15 protein-coding genes and 4 pseudogenes are annotated in these 20,962 nt (G+C 61.0%); 16 read left to right on the top strand and 3 right to left on the bottom strand.

Going from position 1 to position 20,962, the window contains the following annotated elements; translation table 11 throughout:
* From HLUSI_RS29520 to HLUSI_RS0118475, 16 genes and pseudogenes are all read left to right on the top strand, one after another.
* Positions 1-1,074 (top strand): MFS transporter (locus tag HLUSI_RS29520; protein ID WP_016835376.1); only part of this gene is annotated, 1,074 nt, incomplete at its 5' end.
* 45 nt (positions 1,075-1,119) lie between these two features.
* Positions 1,120-1,608, top strand: a pseudogene (locus HLUSI_RS29515) (amidohydrolase family protein); the annotation flags it as partial.
* A gap of 281 nt (positions 1,609-1,889) precedes the next feature.
* A pseudogene (locus tag HLUSI_RS34995) lies at positions 1,890-2,460 on the top strand (patatin-like phospholipase domain-containing protein); the annotation flags it as partial.
* Positions 2,459-3,247, top strand: a pseudogene (locus tag HLUSI_RS29510) (metal-dependent hydrolase family protein); the annotation flags it as partial. The pseudogenes HLUSI_RS34995 and HLUSI_RS29510, both read left to right, overlap by 2 nt.
* A gap of 64 nt (positions 3,248-3,311) precedes the next feature.
* Positions 3,312-4,219: pseudogene (locus tag HLUSI_RS29505) on the top strand (LysR substrate-binding domain-containing protein).
* 60 nt (positions 4,220-4,279) lie between these two features.
* The gene (gene nudB / locus HLUSI_RS0118525; protein WP_016835374.1) at positions 4,280-4,768 is read left to right on the top strand and encodes a dihydroneopterin triphosphate diphosphatase; all 489 of its coding nucleotides are present in this window, start codon (positions 4,280-4,282) and stop codon (positions 4,766-4,768) included.
* Positions 4,769-4,877: 109 nt separating this feature from the next.
* On the top strand, positions 4,878-5,672 hold the full coding sequence (locus HLUSI_RS0118520) for an endonuclease/exonuclease/phosphatase family protein (protein WP_016835373.1): 795 nt from the start codon (positions 4,878-4,880) through the stop codon (positions 5,670-5,672).
* An 81-nt stretch (positions 5,673-5,753) separates the two neighbouring features.
* On the top strand, positions 5,754-6,917 hold the full coding sequence (clsB, locus tag HLUSI_RS0118515) for a cardiolipin synthase ClsB (RefSeq protein ID WP_016835372.1): 1,164 nt from the start codon (positions 5,754-5,756) through the stop codon (positions 6,915-6,917).
* A 235-nt stretch (positions 6,918-7,152) separates the two neighbouring features.
* Positions 7,153-8,601: a catalase gene (locus HLUSI_RS0118510; protein ID WP_016835371.1), complete on the top strand. Its 1,449-nt coding sequence runs from the start codon at positions 7,153-7,155 to the stop codon at positions 8,599-8,601.
* 231 nt (positions 8,602-8,832) lie between these two features.
* Positions 8,833-10,008, top strand: coding sequence for an acetyl-CoA C-acetyltransferase (locus HLUSI_RS0118505; protein WP_016835370.1), 1,176 nt, complete (start codon positions 8,833-8,835; stop codon positions 10,006-10,008).
* A gap of 119 nt (positions 10,009-10,127) precedes the next feature.
* Entirely contained in the window at positions 10,128-10,502 is a 375-nt protein-coding gene (locus HLUSI_RS0118500; protein WP_016835369.1) for an RNA-binding S4 domain-containing protein, read from the top strand.
* A 220-nt stretch (positions 10,503-10,722) separates the two neighbouring features.
* Positions 10,723-11,427 carry a TetR/AcrR family transcriptional regulator gene (locus HLUSI_RS0118495; protein WP_029363745.1) on the top strand — a complete coding sequence of 235 codons (705 nt, stop codon included), beginning with the start codon at positions 10,723-10,725 and terminating at the stop codon, positions 11,425-11,427.
* Between the two features lie 41 nt (positions 11,428-11,468).
* Complete coding sequence (locus HLUSI_RS0118490; protein WP_016835367.1) at positions 11,469-13,259, top strand: acyl-CoA dehydrogenase C-terminal domain-containing protein; 1,791 nt, start codon at positions 11,469-11,471, stop codon at positions 13,257-13,259.
* A gap of 212 nt (positions 13,260-13,471) precedes the next feature.
* The gene (locus HLUSI_RS0118485) at positions 13,472-15,859 is read left to right on the top strand and encodes a 3-hydroxyacyl-CoA dehydrogenase/enoyl-CoA hydratase family protein (protein ID WP_016835366.1); all 2,388 of its coding nucleotides are present in this window, start codon (positions 13,472-13,474) and stop codon (positions 15,857-15,859) included.
* A 44-nt stretch (positions 15,860-15,903) separates the two neighbouring features.
* Positions 15,904-17,100: an acetyl-CoA C-acyltransferase gene (locus HLUSI_RS0118480; RefSeq protein ID WP_016835365.1), complete on the top strand. Its 1,197-nt coding sequence runs from the start codon at positions 15,904-15,906 to the stop codon at positions 17,098-17,100.
* Positions 17,101-17,175: 75 nt separating this feature from the next.
* Positions 17,176-17,940: an enoyl-CoA hydratase gene (locus tag HLUSI_RS0118475; protein ID WP_016835364.1), complete on the top strand. Its 765-nt coding sequence runs from the start codon at positions 17,176-17,178 to the stop codon at positions 17,938-17,940.
* A gap of 43 nt (positions 17,941-17,983) precedes the next feature.
* Here HLUSI_RS0118475 and HLUSI_RS0118470 read toward each other — a convergent pair whose 3' ends face one another.
* The 3 genes from HLUSI_RS0118470 to HLUSI_RS0118460 are packed head-to-tail and all read right to left on the bottom strand — an operon-like array spanning position 17,984 to position 20,829.
* The gene (locus HLUSI_RS0118470; protein ID WP_016835363.1) at positions 17,984-18,748 is read right to left on the bottom strand and encodes an SDR family NAD(P)-dependent oxidoreductase; all 765 of its coding nucleotides are present in this window, start codon (positions 18,746-18,748) and stop codon (positions 17,984-17,986) included.
* A gap of 21 nt (positions 18,749-18,769) precedes the next feature.
* Positions 18,770-20,116, bottom strand: a complete 1,347-nt coding sequence (locus tag HLUSI_RS0118465; protein WP_016835362.1) for an MFS transporter — start codon at positions 20,114-20,116, stop codon at positions 18,770-18,772.
* Positions 20,117-20,142: 26 nt separating this feature from the next.
* Positions 20,143-20,829: a nitroreductase gene (locus HLUSI_RS0118460; protein WP_414087120.1), complete on the bottom strand. Its 687-nt coding sequence runs from the start codon at positions 20,827-20,829 to the stop codon at positions 20,143-20,145.
* Positions 20,830-20,962 lie beyond the last annotated feature (133 nt).

Below are 20,962 nucleotides of genomic sequence, written 5' to 3'. Positions count from 1 at the left end.
ACGCTGATGGCCGATCTCGACGCCGGCGGCCGCAAGGCGGCGCTGTCGCTGACCATCCTGCTGATGGCGGCCGGCACGACGCTGATCGGCATCGCGCCGACATATGAACAGATCGGCCTGTTCGCACCGCTGATCATCGTGGTGGCGCGCCTGCTGCAGGGCTTCTCGGCCGGCGGCGAAATGGGCAGCGCCACTGCTTTCCTGACTGAATATGCGCCGGTCAGGGAGCGCGCTTTTTATTCCAGCTGGATCCAGGCCAGCATCGGCGTGGCCGTGCTGCTGGGCGCCGCTGTCGGCAGCTATGTCACCAGCAGCCTGAGCCCGGAAGCGCTGGCGAGCTGGGGCTGGCGCCTGCCGTTCCTGCTGGGCATCATCATCGGCCCGGTCGGCTACTACATCCGCCATCACCTCGATGAAACGCCGGCCTTCCTCGAAGCCAAGGACAAGACCGATTCTCCGCTCAAGGAAATCATCCGCAACTATCCGCGCGAAACCACGGCGAGTTTCTCGATGGTCATCCTGTGGACGGTCTGTACCTACGTGTTGCTGTTCTACATGCCGACTTATTCGATCAAGGTGTTGAAGCTGCCGCAATCGACCGGTTTCATCGCCGGCATGGTGGGCGGTCTGTGCATCATGGTGTTCGCGCCGGTGGTCGGCCGCATCGCCGATCGCTACGGCCGTCGCGGCCTGCTGTCGGGTGCAGCGCTGCTGATCCTGCTGCTGGCGTATCCGATGTTCGCCTACATCAACCATGCGCCCGGCCTTGGCTCGCTGCTGGTTTTCCAACTGGTGTTCGGCATCCTGATCGCGACGTACACCGGTCCGATCCTGGCGGCATTCTCCGAGTTGTTCCCGGCCAAGGTGCTGTCGACCGGCCTGTCGGTGGCCTACAACCTGGCGGTGACGATTTTCGGCGGCTTTGCTTCCTTCATCATCACCGGCCTGATCGCCGCCACCGGCAGCACCATGGCGCCGGCGTTCTACGTGATGATCGCGGCCGCCATCAGCCTGGTGGGCACGCGCTTCGTGCGTGAGCCTGCGTATTTGCAACGCGCTCAGGATCAGCTTTAGTTTCAGCCTCAGTTTCAGCTTTCAATTTTCAGATTTGATTTTTCCATGACCAAGATTCTCCTGCAGGGCGGCAACGTCCTCGATCCGGCGCACGGCAGCCTGCTGCTCCGCCATGACGTCCTGATTGAAAACGACCGCATCGTCGACGTCTCTGCGACGCCTATCGATGCGCCGAATGCCTCCGATATGCAGCGCATCGATGTGACTGGCAAGACCGTGATGCCGGGACTGATCGACTGCCACGTGCATGTGCTGGCCTCGCTGGCGAACCTGGGCGCGAATGCCTTGCAGCCGGGCTCGCTGACGTCGATCCGCGCCTTGCCGATTGTCGAAGCCATGCTCAACCGGGGCTTCACGACCGTGCGCGATGCCGGCGGCGCCGACTGGGGACTGGCGCAAGCCATCGCCATCGGGCTGGTGCCGGGACCGCGCATTTTCCCGTCCGGCAAGGCCTTGTCGCAGACCGGCGGCCATGGCGATTTCCGTCCGCGTTCGGATGTGCTGGAGCCGTGCTCCTGCGCCTTCCGCGCCGGGCTTCATTTGAACCCTCACCTGCGCATGACATGGGAACGGCAGCGTGACAAAGTTTCTCCGTTATTACGTACATGTCAAAACGTCAATCCGCTGCAAAGCCTTGTAGTGTTGCGGATATCCATCCGTTGAATACCAGATATGCGTTAATTAAATCTCCGCGGTACATTCCTTTCAGTTTCTTTGAGGCTATATTTCCCTGACACAGAAATTTTGCAGTGCATCATTCCTTTTTCCATAAAGGGCGCTGCTTCAAAAACACAACGGGAATCTGAGAGGCTCATATGACCAATCAGTACAGGGCGGGAAAAAAAGCATTGATAATCGGCGGCGGTGCGCCGAATTCAACCTTGATCGCGGGCGCGCTGACGGCGTTCCTCGACGAGGGCATCGAGTTCGACGTCATCTCGGCCTCCGGCGCCGGCGTGCTCATGGGCTTGCTGTATCAGGCGCCGCTGGGTTGCACGCCGCGCGAGGCGCTGGTGCGTTGGGCCGAGGTCGGCGTCGCCGACAGCATCTACAAGATGTTCCCGGTCAACTACAAGATCTTCAACAAGCCCGGCCAGGGCGCGCGCAGTTTCCGCGACCAGGTGCCAGCGCAAATGCCTCAGATGCCTCAGATGCCACAGTTGCCGCAGATGCCGCAATTGGCCGGTTTGCCCAACATGGCCGGCGCGCGCCGGCAATCCTTTCCTCGACGTCTTCACGCAGCGCTTCGCCGAAGCGTCGGGCGCATGGAACGACTGGATGCACCTGATGTTGTCGGCCATGTCGCCCTCGGACCTGTCGTCCAAGAGCCTGGGGCTGTGCGCGCATCACCCCTTCCTCGAACAGGCGATCGACTTCGACGCGATCGATTGCCCGCGTGGCCGACGGCGTCGACGCGGTGCGACTTGCTGCCCGTGAAGAAATCCAGAAGGGCGCGACGCAGATCAAGATCATGGCGTCCGGGGGCGTCGCCTCGCCGACCGACCCGATCGGCAACACGCAATACAGCGAAGATGAAATCCGCGCCATCGTGGCCGAAGCCGAGGCCGCGCAGACCTACGTCATGGCGCATGCCTACACCGGCCGGGCGATTTCGCGCGCGGTACGCTGCGGCGTGCGCACCATCGAGCACGGCAACCTGGTCGATGCCGACGCGGCGCGCGTGATGCGCGAGCACGGCGCCTTCGTGGTGCCGACGCTGGTGACTTACGACTCGCTGGCGCGCGACGGTGCGCGTCTCGGCTTGCCGGCCGACTCGGTGGCCAAGATCGAATCGGTGCGCCAGGCCGGCCGCGATTCGCTGAAGATTTATGCCGAACACGGCGTCCAGATGGGTTTCGGCTCCGACCTGCTGGGCGAGATGCATCAGGACCAGTCACAGGAATTCGTCATCCGCGCCGAGATTCTCGGCAACCTGGAAGCGATCCGCTCGGCGACCTCGATTGCCGCCGCCATCCTGCAGCGCGAAGGCGAGCTGGGCACCGTGCGCGCCGGCGCGCTGGCCGATCTGATCGTGGTCGACGGTAATCCGCTGGACGATATCCATTTGCTGGCCGGGCAGGGCGAGCATCTGTCGCTGGTGATGCAGGGAGGTTACGTGCATCGCAACACGTGCAACACCTACAACGCGCGCAGCACGTACAGCCCGCGTTGAATCCGGGCGGGCATGTTTTTCGCTCTATGATGGGGCTCTGAGTTGTTCAACACGGGCTGCCATCATGCGTATTTCTCCACTTCCTCCTCTACCGTCGCTGATCGCGTTTGAAGCTGCCATGCGGCACAGCAGCTTCACGCGCGCTGCGGCGGAACTTCACCTGACGCAAAGCGCCATCAGTCGCCAGATTGCGCAGCTGGAGCGTTTTCTCGGCAAGAAGCTGTTCATCCGTGAGCCGCGCGCTTTGCGCCTGACCGTCAGCGGGCAACGCTACGCCGAAGAGGTGCAGCGCCTGCTGGTCGGTTGCGCCGAAGTCACCGAAGACATCATGAAGCGCAAGGGGCACAGCGAACTCACGGTGGCCTGTTCCTCCGGCGTCGCGGTGCTGTGGCTGACGCCGCGGCTGGCGCGGTTCCGCGCGCTGCAGCCGGAATGCCATCTGCGCCTGATCGTCAACGACAGCCTCGCGGCCTTGTCGGAAACCGATTTCGACATGGCCATCTACTTCCTGCGCGACGGTCCGCCATCCGGCCTGCGGCGCGCCGGCTGTATGACGAAGAAGTGTTCCCGGTGTGTTCGCCGGCCTATCTCGCAGGCCGCACGCTGGAGCCGCGCGACTTGCTGCAGGAAACCCTGCTGATGCAGGAAGACGGCCAACGCCAGTGGATGTCCTGGCAAAACTGGATGGCGCAGAACGATCTCGGCGAGGCCCGCATCGAGCACCAGATCCTGTCCAATCAATATCCCATCCTGCTGCAGCTGGCGATGGAAGGCCACGGCATCGTGCTGGCCTGGCGCCACATGATCGACGCCTGCATGCGCGAGGGTTTGCTGGTGCGCGCCTGCGAAGCCAGCGCCAGCCTTGGCGGCGGCTACTATGCGGTGTGGCCGCGCGACCGCATCGAACACGCGGCGGCGCGCAGTTTCCGCAACTGGCTGGTCGAGGAGAGCGCCGTCGCCGTGGCCGGCTGATCGCGCGGCAGGGGATACGGATACAATGGGTGTTGGCAACTTGTTACATGCTCAAGAAAAATGAACCGTCCCTTTAAAATCCCCGAGTCCGTCCTGGTCGTCATCTACACCGCAGCGCTCGACGTGCTGCTGATCGAACGCACCGACAAGGCCGGCTACTGGCAATCGGTCACGGGCTCCAAGGACACGCCGGACGAGCCCCTGATGCTGACTGCGCGACGCGAAGTCGGCGAAGAGACCGGGATTGTGATTAGCGACGAAATCAGTGTTTCGCCGACAGTCCCCAATCGTGTTCCGTGCGATCATCTGAGCGATTGGAAGTTGTCGAACGATTATGAAATCTATCCGGTCTGGCGCCATCGCTACGCGCCCGGCGTGACGCGCAATATCGAGCATGTGTTCGGGCTGCTGGTGCCGCAAGGGATTCCGGTGACGCTGGCGCCGCGCGAGCATACGCGCTATCAGTGGCTGCCGTATCGCGCTGCGGCCGACCAGTGTTTTTCGCCGTCGAATGCAGAAGCGATCCTGCAGCTGCCGCGATACATTTAAGTCCTCGACACGCACCATGTGATCACGTGGTCGATGGCTGCAGTTCCATTTGCACACAGTTACATTTGACGCAGTTCAATTGAAATAACCAAGAGGTTTTGCCGATCGTATGAAGTTACGCATAGCCACTTACAACATCCACAAGGGCGTCACCTCGTTCAGCGGACGCCCGCGCATCCACGCGCTCAAGCAGGCGCTGGCGCAACTTGACGCCGACCTGGTGTTCCTGCAGGAAGTACAGGGGCGCCACGACCGCATCGCGCTGCGCCACGCGGCGCTCTGGCCGCAGCAGGCCCAGCATGAATACCTCGCGGGCGAATCGCATCATGCAGCGTATGGCGTGAATGCGGTGTACGACCACGGCCATCACGGCAATGCCTTGCTGTCGCGCTTCTCGATCGCCTCGGCGCGTAACCAGGACGTGTCCGATCATGCCTACGAATCGCGCGGCATCCTGCATTGCGTGGTCGAGATCGAGGGTGTACCGGTGCATTGCTACGTGATCCACCTTGGCCTGTTCGCGGGCGGTCGCCGCCGTCAGACCGCCGCGCTGATCGAAGCGGTGCGCGCTTCGTCGCCGCCGGATGCGCCGGTCATCATCGCCGGCGACTTCAACGACTGGGGCAACAAGCTCAGCGAATTCCTGCGTATCCGTCTTGGCGTGAGCGAGGTGTTCGAACAGCACGGCTCCGCGCACGGCCTCATGGGCTACCTGCGCAAGCTCGGCGGCATGCGGCCGGTGATTCAGCCGGCGCGTACCTTCCCGGCCTCGATGCCGATGCTGCGGCTGGATCGTATTTATCTGCGCGGTTTCGAAGTCGAATCGGCGGAAGTCATGCGGGGCGGGCTGTGGGCCAACCTGTCGGATCACGCTCCCATTGTCAGCACCTTGCGCTTAAAATGACGACAGTTCAACTTTCGTCAGCCTCCACTTGACTGCTTCCCTTCTCGATTTTCGCCATCGCGCGCATCGTGCGGATATGCCATGCGCGTAATCAGTTATAGCGGCGACAACCATGTCGAGCTACTGCGTTGTGGTGCGGAATTCTTCCCGGCGCTGATCGCCGCCATCGACGAAGCACGCGTCGAGATCTATCTCGAAACCTATATTTTCAGCATCGACGACACCGGCATCCTGGTGCGCGATGCCTTGGTCCGCGCGGCGCAACGCGGCGTCGTGGTCAGCGTCATCACCGACTGGATCGGTACCGGCCGGGTTGAAAGTAAGCAGCTCAAGGCCACGTTCACCGCCGCCGGCGTCCAGCATCGCTCGTTCAATCCCTGGTTCCGGCGCGGCGTGGCGCGCAGCCATCGCAAGCTGTGCGTGGTCGATCGCAAGTGTGCGTTCGCGGGCGGCCTCAACATCAACGACGATTTCTTTTCCGACGATGCGCGCCGCGTGCCTTTGCCGGCGCCGCGCTGGGATTTTGCGGTGCGCATCAGCGGCCCGCTGGTGGAGGCGATCCATCGGGAAATGCTGGACCAGTGGATACGCATCGGCAAGATGAAGCTGCGCGCGCGCTGGGATCGTTTCAAGATGGGACGCTACACCCGGCACGACACCGAGCCGGGCCAGGCGCTGGCCGGACTGGTGGTGCGCGACAACCTGCGCAATCGCCGCACCATCCAGCGCGCTTACCTGCAGGCGCTGGGCCGCGCGCGCGAGACGGCGTTCCTGACCAATCCGTATTTCGCGCCCGGCCGCAAGCTGCGTCGCGCGCTGGAAGAAGCCGCCCTGCGCGGTGTGCGCGTGACGCTGCTGCTGGGCGTCGGACAGTTTTACCTGCAGGATGCGGTGGCGCATTCCTTCTATCCGAAACTGCTCAAGGCCGGTGTGCGCATCGTCGAATACACCAAGACCCAGCTGCATGCCAAGGTCGCGGTGATCGACGACGAGTGGGCCACGGTCGGCTCCAGCAACTACGACGGCCTCAGCCTGTTCGTGAATCAGGAAGCCAACGTCGTCGTCAGCGACGTCGCGTTCGCCGCCACCCTGCGCACCGAGATCGAAATCGGGGTGAGCGAGGGCCGGCTGGTGCAGTTGCAGGACTTCCTGCATTCGCCCTGGTACAAGCGCCTCTGGTACGGCACGGCCTTCCTGATGTATCGCGGCATCATCCGCATCATCACACTGGGACAGGACGCTTAGCTCTTCCTGCTGCATGTCATTGCCTTTGCACAAGGCTGGGTCATAATGCACTTTCCCTTTTGTCGGCACATGCGGCTCAATGCGCGACGTTCCCGGCATGAACGGAATTCCTATCCCATCAATAAAGACAATCAATTTCTAATTTTCAATAAATTTAATTAAAGTTCATGCAGCACCGCCATCACGCAGGGACAGATGCGGGTTTTCTAACCTAGGTTTTTTAAAGGGATGTGACATGAGCAATAAATTAACCACCTCGGCCGGCGCCCCGGTCGCCGACAACAACAACATCCAAACTGCAGGTCCGCGCGGTCCTGCGCTGCTGCAAGACGTCTGGTTCCTCGAAAAGCTGGCCCATTTCGACCGTGAAGTCATCCCCGAGCGTCGCATGCACGCCAAGGGTTCGGCGGCCTACGGCACGTTCACCGTGACGCATGACATCACCAAATACACCAAGGCAAAGATCTTCTCCGAAGTCGGCAAGAAAACCGACCTGTTCCTGCGCTTCTCGACCGTGGCCGGCGAGCGCGGCGCGGCCGATGCCGAGCGCGACATCCGCGGCTTCGCCATCAAGTTCTATACCGAACAAGGCAATTGGGACCTGGTCGGCAACAACACGCCGGTGTTCTTCATGCGCGACCCGCACAAATTCCCCGACCTGAACCGCGCCGTCAAGCGCGATCCCAAGACCAACCTGCGCAGCGCCAACAACAACTGGGATTACTGGACCCTGCTGCCCGAAGCGCTGCACCAGATCACCATCGTCATGAGCGACCGCGGCCTGCCGCGCTCGTATCGCCACATGCACGGTTTCGGCAGCCATACCTTCAGCTTCATCAATGCCGCCAACGAACGTTTCTGGGTCAAGTTCGCCTTCAAGACCCAGCAAGGCATCCAGAATCTGACCGACGCCGAAGCCACCGATCTGGTCGGCCGCGACCGCGAAAGCTCGCAGCGCGATTTGTTCGATGCGATCGAGAACAAGGACTTTCCGCGCTGGAAGCTGTTCGTGCAAATCATGCCCGAGAAGGAAGCCGGTTCTTATCACCTCAACCCGTTCGACCTGACCAAGGTGTGGCCGCACAAGGACTATCCTGAAATTGAAGTCGGCGTGCTGGAACTCAACCGCAATCCGGAGAACTACTTTGCCGAAGTCGAACAGGCCGCTTTTTCGCCGGCCAACGTGGTGCCGGGCGTGGGCTTCTCGCCGGACCGGATGCTGCAAGGCCGTCTGTTCTCGTACGGCGATGCGCACCGCTATCGTCTCGGCGTGAACCACTATCAGATCCCGGTCAATGCGGCGCGCTGCCCGGTCCATACTTCGCATCGCGACGGCGCCATGCGCGTTGACGGCAACCATGGCGCGACCCTGGGCTACGAGCCGAACAGCTACGGTCAATGGCAGGAGCAGCCCGACTTCAGCGAGCCGCCGCTGGCGCTGGAAGGCGCGGCCGATCACTGGAACCACCGCGTCGACGAGGATTACTACTCGCAGCCGCGCGCCTTGTTCCAGCTCATGACGCCAGCCCAGCAGCAGGTCCTGTTCGAGAACACCGCGCGCGCCATCAACGGCGCCTCGGAACCGGTCGTGCAACGCCATATCGACAATTGCACCAAGGCCGATCCGGCCTATGGCGCAGGTGTCGCGAAGGCAATTGCGGCGCTCAAGGCAGGCAGCAAATAAGCATGGCCATACTCGCCGGAAGGTAGTCCCGGCATCGAAAAACGCCGCTGTTCCGCAAGGACGGCGGCGTTTTTCATAGATAAATAAATTTGAATATTTGCGACGTTCATACCGAAAATCCACCGTATCGCCATCGCCCCTGAAATGGACTAAGATGGACGTCCCGGATTTCAACAAGCAAGTCAGTCCGCCCCCGGAAAGACTTCGGTAATTCAACAAAAGGAGTGAAACATGGATGACGTCGTCATTGTTGCAGCACAGAGAACAGCGGTCGGTAAATTCGGCGGTTCCTTGTCGAAAATCGCCGCCTCGGATCTCGGCGCGCAAGTCATCAAGGCCTTGCTGGCAAAGACCGGCATCAAGCCGGAAAGCATCAGCGAAGTCATCCTCGGCCAGGTGCTGACAGCCGGCGTCGGCCAGAACCCGGCGCGCCAGGCGGTGATCCGCTCGGGCCTGCCCGACATGGTCCCGGCCTTCGTGGTCGGCAAGGTCTGCGGCAGCGGCCTGAAAGCCGTGCAACTGGCGGCGCAGGCGATCAAGTGCGGCGACGCGCAGATCGTGATTGCCGGCGGCCAGGAAAACATGAGCGCCTCGCCGCACGTGCTGAACAATTCGCGCGACGGCTTCCGCATGGGCGACGCCAAGCTGACCGACACCATGATCGTCGACGGCCTGTGGGACGTCTACAACCAGTACCACATGGGCATCACTGCTGAAAACGTCGCGAAGAAATACGACATCTCCCGCAAGGAGCAGGACGAGTTTGCCGCTGCTTCGCAAAACAAGGCGGAAGCTGCGCAAAAGGCCGGCAAGTTCAAGGACGAAATCGTCCCGATCGAGATCAAGAACAAGAAGGAAACCATCGTTTTCGACACCGACGAGTTCGTCAAGCACGGTGTCACCGCCGAATCCCTGGCCACGCTGCGCCCGGCCTTCGACAAGGCCGGTACGGTGACGGCCGGCAACGCCTCGGGCATCAACGATGGCGCCGCCGCCGTGGTGGTGACCTCGGCCAAGCTGGCTGCTGAGCTGGGTCTGCCGGTGCTGGCCAGGATCAAGTCGTATTCCTCGGCCGGTCTGGATCCGAGCATCATGGGCATGGGCCCGGTGCCGGCGTCGCAACTGACCTTGAAGAAGGCCGGCTGGACCCCGCAAGACCTGGACCTGATGGAAATCAACGAAGCCTTTGCCGCGCAAGCGATTGCCGTCAACAAGCAAATGGGTTGGGACACCAGCAAGATCAACGTCAACGGCGGCGCGATTGCGATCGGCCACCCGATCGGCGCGTCAGGCTGCCGCGTGCTGGTCACGTTGCTGCACGAAATGGTCCGACGCGACGCCAAGCGCGGTCTGGCCAGCCTGTGTATCGGCGGCGGCATGGGCGTGGCGCTGGCGGTTGAGCGTTGATGCCTCGTCGGGTTTGTAACCCGGCGCGCCCCTGAGCAACATATGCAGCAGAACATGCCGGCCTTGCGGAAGCTTCCAGGGCCGGCATTTTCATTTGACACGATTTCATCTGAACCGGCATGGACACCACCCGCATCGATAAATGGCTTTGGGCGGCGCGCTTCTTCAAGATGCGTTCGCTGGCCACCGACGCCGTCGAGCGCGGCAAGGTGAAGCTGCGCGGCGAGCGCACCAAGCCTTCGCATGGCGTCAAGGCCGGCGACATGCTGCAGATCGACAACGGCGCCACCGAATGGGAAGTCCAGGTCTGCGCCATTTCGGATAAGCGCGGTTCGGCTGCCGTGGCGCAGGGGCTCTATGGCGAAACCGCCGCCAGCGTGGAAAAGCGCCGCCTGCTTGCCGAACAGAACCATTTCTTCAAGGAACCGACGGCCGCGCTCAAAGGCCGTCCGACCAAGCGCGACCGCCGTTTGCTCGATCAATCGTCCTCCTGACGCCTCATCGCCGCCGGCGATAAATCGCGATCTTGCCGGCCCGCAAGCACCGCCCTCGCTGCAATTTGATGACGCCCTCACTTTTCGTTTGACATTTACCAGGCAATGAATAATAGTACGACCGTTCGTATAAAAAATTCTGCGCTGCCCAGGTAGGCCGAAGACAACAATAAACCCCGGTGCAGCAGACCCAAAAGTTGGCGTTTTCCGAGATACAGCAATGATTGAGACATCATCATCCGTGACACGGCCGAAGTTCATGCGCAAGGGCGAGCTCACGCGCGCCGCGATTCTTGACATGGCATTGGAGTTGTCCAGCCGCGACGGCCTTGAGGGCCTCACCATCGGTTTGCTCGCCGAAAAAATGAAGATGAGCAAATCCGGCGTGTTCGCCCATTTCGGCTCGCGCGAAGACCTGCAGATCGAAGTGGTGCGCCTGTACCACCATCGTTTCGAGCAGGAAGTTTTCTATCCCAGCATCAAGGAGCCGCGCGGCCTGCAGCGCCTGCAAGGCATGTTCGCGCGCTGGGTCAAGCTGGTCAGCGTGGAAATCGCGCTCGGCTGCATCTACATCAGCGGCGCGGTCGAATACGACGACCGTCCCGGCGCCATCCGCGATCACCTGGTGGCGATGGTGCAGGCATGGCGCGACGCGCTGCACCGCTGCATCAATCAATCGATGGAAATGGGCCACCTGCGCAGCGACATCAATGTCGAGCAGATGGTCTACGAAATCTACGGCCTGATCCTGGCGCTGCATCACGATGCACGCTTCCTCAAGATCCCGGGCAGCGTGGAACGCGCGCAGGCCGGTTTCGATCGCCTCATCGACAGTTACCGCAACCCGCAAGTGCCGCAGATTTCCGCGTCTGCCAAGACCGCCAACAGCAAAACCACAAAACCGCCTGCAAAAAAAGCAGCTTGATTTAGTCAGAATTATTTCTATCAGTTCCGCCGGAGACAACCATGCCCCAATACAACGCCCCCCTTCGCGACATGCAATTCGTTCTGCACGAACTGCTGAAGGTCGAAGACGTCCTCAAGACCTTGCCGGCGCACACCGACACCAACCGCGAACTGATCGACCAGGTGCTGGAAGAGGGCGGCAAGTTCACCTCGCAGGTATTGTTCCCGCTGAACCATTCGGGCGACCGCGAAGGCTGTACCTACAACAAGGAAACCAAGACCGTCACGCCGCCGAAGGGCTACAAGGAAGCCTACAAGCAGTACGTCGAAGCCGGCTGGGCGGCATTGTCCTGTGATCCGGAGTTCGGCGGCCAGGGCTTGCCGCTGGTGATGAACAACTCCTTCTACGAAATGCTGAATTCGTCGAACCAGGCCTGGACCATGTATCCCGGCCTGTCGCATGGCGCCTACGAATGCATCCACGCGCACGGTTCGGACGAGCAAAAAGCGCTGTACCTGCCGAAGCTGATCTCCGGAGAGTGGACCGGCACCATGTGCCTGACCGAAGCCCACTGCGGCACCGACCTCGGCATGCTGCGCTCCAAGGCCGAGCCGCAGGCCGACGGGTCCTACAAGATCACCGGCAGCAAGATTTTCATCTCCGCCGGCGAGCACGATATGTCCGACAACATCGTCCACCTGGTGCTGGCGCGCTTGCCGGATGCACCGCAAGGCTCCAAGGGCATCTCGCTGTTCATCGTGCCGAAATTCATGCCGAACGCCGACGGTTCGCTGGGTGCGCGCAACCCGATCGCCTGCGGCGCCATCGAAGAAAAGATGGGCATCCACGGCAACGCCACCTGCCAGATGAACCTGGACGGCGCAGTCGGCTGGCTGATCGGCGGGCCGCACAAGGGGTTGAACGCGATGTTCGTGTTCATGAATGCCGCCCGCCTGGGCGTCGGCATGCAAGGCCTGGGCCTGACCGAAGTCGCGTACCAGAACGCGCTGGTCTACGCCAAGGACCGCATCCAGATGCGCAGCCTGTCGGGTGTCAAGGCGCCGGACAAGGCCGCCGATCCGATCATCGTGCACCCCGACGTGCGCCGCATGCTGCTGACCGCCAAGGCCTACGCCGAAGGCGGCCGCGCATTCTGCTCCTACGTCGCGCTGCAACTGGACAAGGAACTGAATCATCCCGACGAAGAAGTCCGCAAGGAAGCCGCCGACCAGGTCGCGCTGCTGACGCCGATCGTCAAGGCCTTCATAACCGACAATGCCTGGATCGCCACCTCCGAATGCTTGCAAGTCTACGGCGGCCACGGCTACATCTCCGAATGGGGCATGGAGCAATACGTGCGCGACGCCCGCATCAACATGATCTATGAAGGCACCAACACCATCCAGTCGCTGGATTTGCTGGGCCGCAAGATCCTGATGGACAACGGCGCAAAATTGAAAAAATTCGGCGCGCAAGTGCAGGCCTTCATCGAAGACAACGGCACCGACGAAGCCATGTCCGAGTTCATCTCGCCGCTGGCCGACATCGGCGACAAGGTGTCCAAGCTGACCATGGAAATCGGCATGAAGGCGTTCCAGAATCCGGACGAAGTCGGCGCCGCCGCGGTGCCATACCTGCGTGTGGTGGGCCATCTGGTCTACGCCTACTTCTTCGCGCAAATGGCCAAGATCGCGCTGGAGAAGCAGGATTCCGGCGACAGCTTCTACAAGTCCAAGCTGGCCACGGCACGCTTCTACTTCGCCCGCCTGCTGCCGGAAACTGCAACCCTGATCCGCCAGGCGCGTTCGGGCTCGGCCAACCTGATGGCGCTGGACGCGGACCTGTTCTAAGTCACCGTTCAACCGGCAAGCTGTGCAGTGACGCCGAGGCAAGTTTCCAGAACCTCGCCGTCACGCTGCTGTCATCACTGCACAGCATGCTGTAAAAAATTGCGGGAAGGCGTAGAGTGTCGCAAGCCGTCGGGGTTTTCCGGGTTTGTCGTCATGTCCTCCGCTTCCTGATTAGCCAGACCTCATTTCTGCATCACTAAAAGGAGACACGCGTGTCCAACTTCATCGTCAAAAAAGTAGCCGTTCTCGGCGCGGGTGTGATGGGCGCCCAGATTGCAGCGCACTGCATCAACGCCAAGGTGCCGGTCGTCCTGTTCGACCTGCCGGCCAAGGAAGGCCCGAAAAACGGCATCGTCCAGCGCGCCATTGAAAACCTGAAAAAACTCAGCCCCGCGCCCTTGGGCAACAAGGAAGATGCATCGCTGATCCAGGTCGCCAACTACGAAGACGACATCGAATTGCTCAAGGGTTGCGACCTGATCATTGAAGCCATCGCCGAGCGCATGGACTGGAAGCACGACCTGTACAAGAAGGTCGCACCGCACATCGCACCGAACGCGATCTTCGCCTCCAACACTTCCGGCCTGTCGATCACCGCGCTGTCGGACGGCTTCGACGCCGAACTGAAAGCGCGCTTCTGCGGCGTGCACTTCTTCAACCCGCCGCGCTACATGCATCTGGTCGAACTGATTCCGACCGCGACCACCAATCCGGAAATCCTCAACCAGCTCGAAGCCTTCCTGACCACCACGCTGGGCAAGGGCGTCGTGCGCGCATTCGATACGCCCAACTTCGTGGCCAACCGCGTCGGCGTGTTCGGCATCCTGGCCACCGTCATCGAAGCGGAAAAATACGGCCTGTCGGTCGACGTCGTCGATGACCTGACCGGCGCCAAGCTGGGGCGCGCCAAGTCGGGCACTTTCCGCACTGCGGACGTGGTCGGCCTGGACACCATGGGCCACGTCATCAAGACCATGCAGGACAACCTGAAGGACGATCCGTTCTTCTCCTCGTATGCGACGCCGCCGTTGCTGGCCAAACTGGTCGAGCAGGGCGCGCTGGGCCAGAAGAGCGGCGCCGGTTTCTACAAGAAGGTCGGCAAGGACATCCTGCGCATCGATCCGGCCAAGGGCGACTACGTCCCCGGCGGCGGCAAGGCCGACGACATCATTGCGCGCATCCTGAAAGAAAAGGATCCGGTCAAGCGCATGAAGGCGCTGCACGATTCCACCAATCCGCAAGGCCAGTTCCTGTGGGCGATCTTCCGCGATGCCTTCCACTACATCGCCGTGCATCTGGAAACCGTCGCCGACAATGCGCGCGACCTCGATTTCGCCATGCGCTGGGGCTTCGGCTGGAGCGTCGGTCCGTTCGAGACCTGGCAGGCTTCCGGCTGGCAGCAAGTCGCCACCTGGATCAAGGAAGACATCGACGCCGGCAAGGCACTGTCGACGGCACCGCTGCCGGCATGGGTGTTCGATGGCCGTGAAGGTGTCCACAGCGCACAGGGTTCCTGGTCGCCATCGAAGAAAACCAACGTTGCCCGTTCCGAACTGCCGGTCTACCAGCGCCAGGCCTTCCGCGCACCGCTGGTCGGCGAAGGCGCGGCCGATGGCAAGACTGCCGGCACCACCTTCTTCGAAGACGACTCGGTACGCATCTGGCATCAGAACGACGACGTCCTGATCCTGTCCTTCAAGACCAAGATGCACGTCATCGGCCAGGGCGTCATCGACGGCATCAACAAAGCCCTCGACGAAGCCGAGAAAAACTTCAAGGGCCTGGTGATTTGGCACGCGGATGCAGCCGAAGGCGGCGCATTCTCGGCCGGCGCCGACCTGCAATCGATGCTGCCGCTGTTCATGTCGGGTGGCGTCAAGGCCATCGAGCCGGTCGTGCATCACCTGCAACAGGCGCATCAACGCCTCAAGTACGCCAACGTGCCGGTCGTCGCTGCGGTTGCCGGACTGGCGCTGGGCGGCGGTTGCGAATTGCTGCTGCATACGGCCAAGCGGGTTGCTTCGATCGAGTCCTACATCGGCCTGGTGGAAGTCGGCGTCGGCCTGATTCCGGCCGGCGGCGGCCTGAAAGAAGCAGCCGTGCGCGCCGCCAGGGAAGCCAAGGGCAACGACATCCTGCAATTCCTCAAGGACTACATGCTGGCCGCAGCCACCGCCAACGTCTCCAAGTCGGCGCTGGAAGCACGCAAGCTGGGTTACCTCAAGGCGGATGACGTGATCGTCTTCAATCCTTACGAATTGCTGCACGTGGCCAAGGTCGAAGCACGGGCGATGTCCGATTCCGGCTACCGTCCGGCGCTGGCGCCGCAAGTGCCGGTGGTGGGTCGCTACGGCGTCGGCACCATCATGGCGCAACTGGTCAACATGCGCGACGGCGGCTTCATCTCCGCACACGACTTCAAGCTGGGCCAGATGATCGCCGAGATCGTCAGCGGCGGCGAAGTCGAAGAGGGCAGCGTGGTCAACGAGCAATGGTTGCTGGACCTGGAACGCAAGGCGTTCATGGAACTGCTGAACCATCCGAAGACCCAGGAACGAATCATGGGGATGATGCAAACCGGCAAGCCGGTTCGTAACTAATGCACGCGACTGCACGCATCCACATAGAAAATCAGGAGCCATAAATGACCAAACAACTTCAAGACGCCTACATCGTCGCTGCGACGCGCACCCCGATCGGCAAAGCGCCGCGCGGCATGTTCAAGAACGTGCGCCCGGACGACCTGCTGGTGCGCGCGATTCAATCTGCGATTGCCCAGGTCCCGGGCCTCGATCCGAAACTGATCGAAGACGCCATCATCGGCTGTTCTTTCCCTGAAGGCGCGCAAGGCCTCAATATGGCGCGTAACGCCGTGCTGCTGGCCGGCTTGCCGAACACCATCGGCGGCGTCACCATCAACCGCTATTGCGCATCCGGCGTGACCGCGATTGCGATGGCAGCGGACCGCATTCGCGTCGGCCAGGCCGACGTCATGATCGCCGGCGGCGCCGAGTCGATGTCGATGGTGCCGATGATGGGCTTTCATCCGTCGGTCAACATGGGCGCGTTCAAGGACGAAAACATCGGCATGGCCTACGGCATGGGCCTGACCGCCGAGAAGGTGGCGCAGCAGTGGAAGGTCTCGCGCGAAGCGCAGGACGAGTTCTCGCTGGCCTCGCACCAGAAGGCCATCGCCGCCCAGGAGGCCGGTGAATTCGCCGATGAGATGACTTCCTTCGAGATCGTCGAGCGCTTCCCCAATCTGGCCACCGGCGAGATCGACGTCAAGACCCGCACCGTCAGCCTGGACGAAGGCCCGCGCGCCGATTCCAACCTGGCCGCGCTGGCCAAGCTCAAGCCCGTCTTCGCCGCCAAGGGCAGCGTGACCGCCGGCAACAGCTCGCAGACCTCGGACGGCGCCGGCGCGTTGATCATCGTCTCGGAAAAGATCCTCAAGCAATTCAACCTGACCCCGCTGGCACGCTTCGCCTCGTTTGCCGTACGCGGCGTGCCGCCGGAAATCATGGGCATCGGTCCGAAGGAAGCCATCCCCGTCGCCCTGCGCGCGGCCGGCATCACCCAGGATCAGCTGGATTGGATCGAGCTCAACGAAGCCTTCGCGGCGCAGGCGTTGGCCGTGATTCAGGATCTGGGCCTGGATCCAACCAAGGTCAACCCGATGGGCGGCGCGATTGCACTCGGCCATCCGCTCGGCGCGACCGGTGCGATTCGTGCAGCGACCACCATCCACGCGATGCGTCGCAAGAACCTGAAATACGGCATGGTGACGATGTGCGTCGGCACGGGCATGGGTGCCGCAGGTATTTTCGAACGCATGTAAGCCAGAACCAAAACGACAAAGCTAGGAATCAAGCCGCACAGTCATTGGCCGTGCGGCTTTTTTTATCGGAGACATATGGAAATCGAACTCACCAAAAGCAACGGCGTCCTGACCATCGCCTTCAACCGCGAAGAAAAGAAGAACGCCATCACCGCCGCGATGTACCAGCAGTTGGCCGACGCCCTCAAGGACGCCGAAACCGACAACGCGGTGCGCGCCATCCTGTTCACCGGCAAGCCGCAGATCTTCACCGCCGGCAACGACCTCGAGGACTTCCTCAAAAATCCGCCCAGCAGCAAGGACGCGCCGGTGTTCCAGTTCCTGTGGGAGATCAGTCACGTCAGCAAGCCCATCGTGGCCGCCGTGTCGGGCGCTGCGGTCGGCATCGGCACTACCTTGCTGCTGCATTGCGACCTGGTCTATGCCGCCGACAACGCCAAGTTCTCGATGCCGTTCACGCAACTGGGTTTGTGCCCGGAGGCCGCCTCATCGCTGCTGCTGCCGCATATCGCCGGCTACCAGCGCGCCGCCGAAAAGCTGCTGCTGGGCGAGGCCTTCGACGCCGCCGAAGCGCACGCCATGGGCATCGTCAACCGCGTGCTGACGGTGGAGGAATTGCAGCCGTTCGCTCAAAAGCAGGCTGCCAAGCTGGCCGCACTGCCGGCCAGCTCGGTGCGCATCACCAAGCAATTGATGAAGAAGAATCGCGTCGCCGCCACCGAAGCGCAGATGGCGGCCGAGATCGAACACTTCGCAAAAATGCTGACCGCGCCGGAAGCCAAGGAAGCCTTCACGGCATTTTTTGAAAAACGTCGACCGGATTTCAGCAAGTTCGCCTGAATATCACGGAGAGCTACGATGCTGTTCACTTCGGCAGGGATTGCTACTTCGCACCCATGCGCAGCGCGCCGTCCATGCGGATGACTTCGCCGTTCAGGTATCGGTTTTCCAGGATGTGTTCCACGAGCGAGGCGAACTCTGAAGGCTTGCCCAGACGAGGTGGAAACGGGACCATTTTCCCCAGAGAGGAAAGGACTTCAGCCGGCATGTCGAGCATCATGGGGGTTTCAATGATGCCGGGCGCGATGGTCATCACCCGGATGCCATATCGCGACAACTCCCTGGCCAGCGGCAACGTCATGGCGACCACTCCGCCTTTGGAGGCGGCATAAGCGGCCTGGCCAACCTGGCCATCGAACGCCGCGATGGAAGCGGTATTGATGATGACGCCTCGCTCTCCGTTCTCAGACGGTTCATTCTCACTGATGGCTTCAACCGCAAGCCTCGCCATATTGAAGGTCCCGATCAGGTTGATGTTCACCGCACGCACAAAGCTTTCCAGCCGGTGAACACCTTCCTTGCCTAATACTTTCTCAGCTGGTGCGATGCCGGCGCAGTTGATGAGGCCGACTACACTCCCCATGGATTTGGCAACCGCAAAAGCCTCTGCGGCGCTACTCTCGCTCGTGACGTCGGTTTGAATGAACTTGGCGTGCCCACTGAGTGCAGCTTCCGCTTTGGCTCCTGCAACCGGATTCACATCCGCCAGAACGACCAGGCCTCCCGCAGCGACAATTGCGCGCGCAGTGGCAGACCCGAGTCCCGATGCTCCTCCGGTTACGACATATACACCAGCCTTGATTCCCATCTCTGTTCCTTAAGTTTTACATCAAACGGTTTGTGTTTGCGAAGACGGTCCCGTAGTCGACCTGGCTCCGGAAAGGTCATGGTTGATGAGCATCACAGCAACGGCGCCTATCAGGCCGGCCACGGCGATGCCCAGGAAGTTCTGTTCCAGGGGAAGTTTCAATGTGACCAATGCACCAATCAGAACTGGGGCAATGATGGCGCCAAGACGCCCGACGCCCGATGCGAAACCGACACCGGTGGAGCGGATAGCCACCGGGTAGAACTCGCCCGCGTATGCATACGCCAGAAGCTGGGTGCCAAGGGTGGAGGCGCCAACGACGAAGACGACTGCAAACAGCAACCAGGTCTCCTTGGTGAATCCCATCAAGGTCAGCGAAATGGCTCCCACGACGTAGAAGGCAACGAGCACATGCTTGATGTTGAATTTGTCTCCGAGCCAGCCGCCGCCGACGGCGCCTGCCATGGCGCCGAAGTTGAACACCAGGACAAAGTTCAATGCGGAGCCCAGGCTGTAACCGGCCATCGCCATGAGTTTGGTCAGCCACGAGCTCAGGGAATAGACCATGAACAGACCGGTGAAATAAGCGACCCAGATCATCAAGGTGCTGAAGCCGCGACCGTTGGCGAAAAGCATTTTCACCGGTGCATTGGCCACGCGTTCGGCGACTGGCAGGATGAATTCCTCGTTGCCGTTCAAACGAAGTGCCGGATTGATTTTCAGTGCAATTTCCGCCAGCCTGGCTTGACGCCCTTTCCTGTGCAGCGTTGCCATCGACTCAGGCATCGTCTTCAGAATGAAAGGGATGAGCAGCACAGGGAGACCGGCGACGAAGAAGACCGATTGCCAGCCATACGACTCAATGAGCTGTTTTCCGGTCAGGGCGACCAGGACGCCGCCGACAGAATATCCGGCGAACACAAGGGTGACGAGACGAGCACGAACTTTTACGGGGGAAAATTCGCCCATTTGTGCAGTGACCACCGGCAGTACTCCACCAATGCCCAAGCCGGCCAGGAAGCGAAGAGCGCTGAAGCTTATCGGGTCGTGTGCGAGGCCGGCCGCCGCAGTGAAGACACTGAATGTCCCTACGCCGACCGCCAGCATCAGTGGGCGGCCAATCTTGTCCGCCAATGTGCCGAAAAACATGGCGCCGAACATCATGCCGAATAAGGCCGAACTGGCCATGAAGCCGGCGCTCGACGCATCGACACCCATCTCTTTCATGATGGACGGAAGTGCCGCACCTACGACGGCCAGGTCATAGCCGTCCAGGACGAGAATCAGCACGCCCCAGAACAGAATCAAGCGATGGAATTTATTGAATTTGGCTTCATTGGCCAATTTGATTACGTCAATCTGTTGCATGTCGTCCTCCGGTTTTATTGTGGGTGCTACCTGTTGTGAAACTTGGTGAATGAAGCCACTCCTTCGCGTTTGGTTATCAAGGTGTTTTCAATTTTTTCTGGTGCTGCGTGGCCCAAACTCATGCCGCAAACGAGCATTTCGTCTGCGGTGAATTCGAGTTCGGCAGAGATGATCTTGTGGTACTTCATGAACGCGGCTTGCGGACAGGTGCTCAGGCCGTGTGTTCTTGCGGCGACCATGATGTTCTGCATGAACATGCCGCAATCGAGCAGGCTTCCCTGCCGCATCACGCGATTGACCGTAAAGATCAAGCCGACGGGCGCATCGAAGAAGGAGTAGTTGCGGCCGTGCTGAGCATGCATGCGCTCTTTGTCCCCCTTCTGGATTCCCAGAAGCCCATAGAGATTCCAGCCAACGTCGCGGCGCCTGTCGATGTACGGAGATATCCAATTTGTTGGGTAGTAGTCCCACTCATCCTGATGCTGAGCGGCCAGAGCAGGATCGTTGTCAACCTTGTGAATGGCAGAGCACAGTCTTTCCCTGGCGTCGCCGGTCACGACATGCACGCGCCATGGTTGCAGGTTCACTCCGGTGGCGGCGAATCTGGCGATGTTGAGGATGTTTTCGATTTGCTCCCTCGGCACCTCGGTGGGAAGAAAAGCGCGAATGCTGCGCCGCGAAGCGATTGCCCATTCGACTGCTGCGCGCAGCATGTCTTCGCCAATGGCTGGGGGAAGTCCCGCACGATCCATCTTCGTCTCCTGATTATTTTTGATGCCGAGCGATGTCGGCGTATGGGCGGAGATTAGTGGCGATGTCGAATCCGTGTTGTCTTGTTCAAGAAAA

This window comes from Herbaspirillum lusitanum P6-12 (assembly GCF_000256565.1).
GTDB classification, from domain to species: domain Bacteria; phylum Pseudomonadota; class Gammaproteobacteria; order Burkholderiales; family Burkholderiaceae_D; genus Herbaspirillum; species Herbaspirillum lusitanum.
The sequence above is the reverse complement of the archived record's forward strand: the minus strand, read 5'-3'. Positions and strand labels throughout refer to the sequence as shown.

Excerpts from the sequence above, each read along its gene's own strand:
- nudB (WP_016835374.1), top strand. The coding sequence starts at position 4,280 with ATGAACCGTCCCTTTAAAATCCCCGAGTCCGTCCTGGTCGTCATCTAC.
- HLUSI_RS0118520 (WP_016835373.1), top strand. The coding sequence starts at position 4,878 with ATGAAGTTACGCATAGCCACTTACAACATCCACAAGGGCGTCACCTCG.
- clsB (WP_016835372.1), top strand. The coding sequence starts at position 5,754 with ATGCGCGTAATCAGTTATAGCGGCGACAACCATGTCGAGCTACTGCGT.
- HLUSI_RS0118510 (WP_016835371.1), top strand. The coding sequence starts at position 7,153 with ATGAGCAATAAATTAACCACCTCGGCCGGCGCCCCGGTCGCCGACAAC.
- HLUSI_RS0118505 (WP_016835370.1), top strand. The coding sequence starts at position 8,833 with ATGGATGACGTCGTCATTGTTGCAGCACAGAGAACAGCGGTCGGTAAA.
- HLUSI_RS0118500 (WP_016835369.1), top strand. The coding sequence starts at position 10,128 with ATGGACACCACCCGCATCGATAAATGGCTTTGGGCGGCGCGCTTCTTC.
- HLUSI_RS0118495 (WP_029363745.1), top strand. The coding sequence starts at position 10,723 with ATGATTGAGACATCATCATCCGTGACACGGCCGAAGTTCATGCGCAAG.
- HLUSI_RS0118490 (WP_016835367.1), top strand. The coding sequence starts at position 11,469 with ATGCCCCAATACAACGCCCCCCTTCGCGACATGCAATTCGTTCTGCAC.
- HLUSI_RS0118480 (WP_016835365.1), top strand. The coding sequence starts at position 15,904 with ATGACCAAACAACTTCAAGACGCCTACATCGTCGCTGCGACGCGCACC.
- HLUSI_RS0118475 (WP_016835364.1), top strand. The coding sequence starts at position 17,176 with ATGGAAATCGAACTCACCAAAAGCAACGGCGTCCTGACCATCGCCTTC.
- HLUSI_RS0118470 (WP_016835363.1), bottom strand. The coding sequence starts at position 18,748 with ATGGGAATCAAGGCTGGTGTATATGTCGTAACCGGAGGAGCATCGGGA.
- HLUSI_RS0118465 (WP_016835362.1), bottom strand. The coding sequence starts at position 20,116 with ATGCAACAGATTGACGTAATCAAATTGGCCAATGAAGCCAAATTCAAT.
- HLUSI_RS0118460 (WP_414087120.1), bottom strand. The coding sequence starts at position 20,829 with ATGCTGCGCGCAGCAGTCGAATGGGCAATCGCTTCGCGGCGCAGCATT.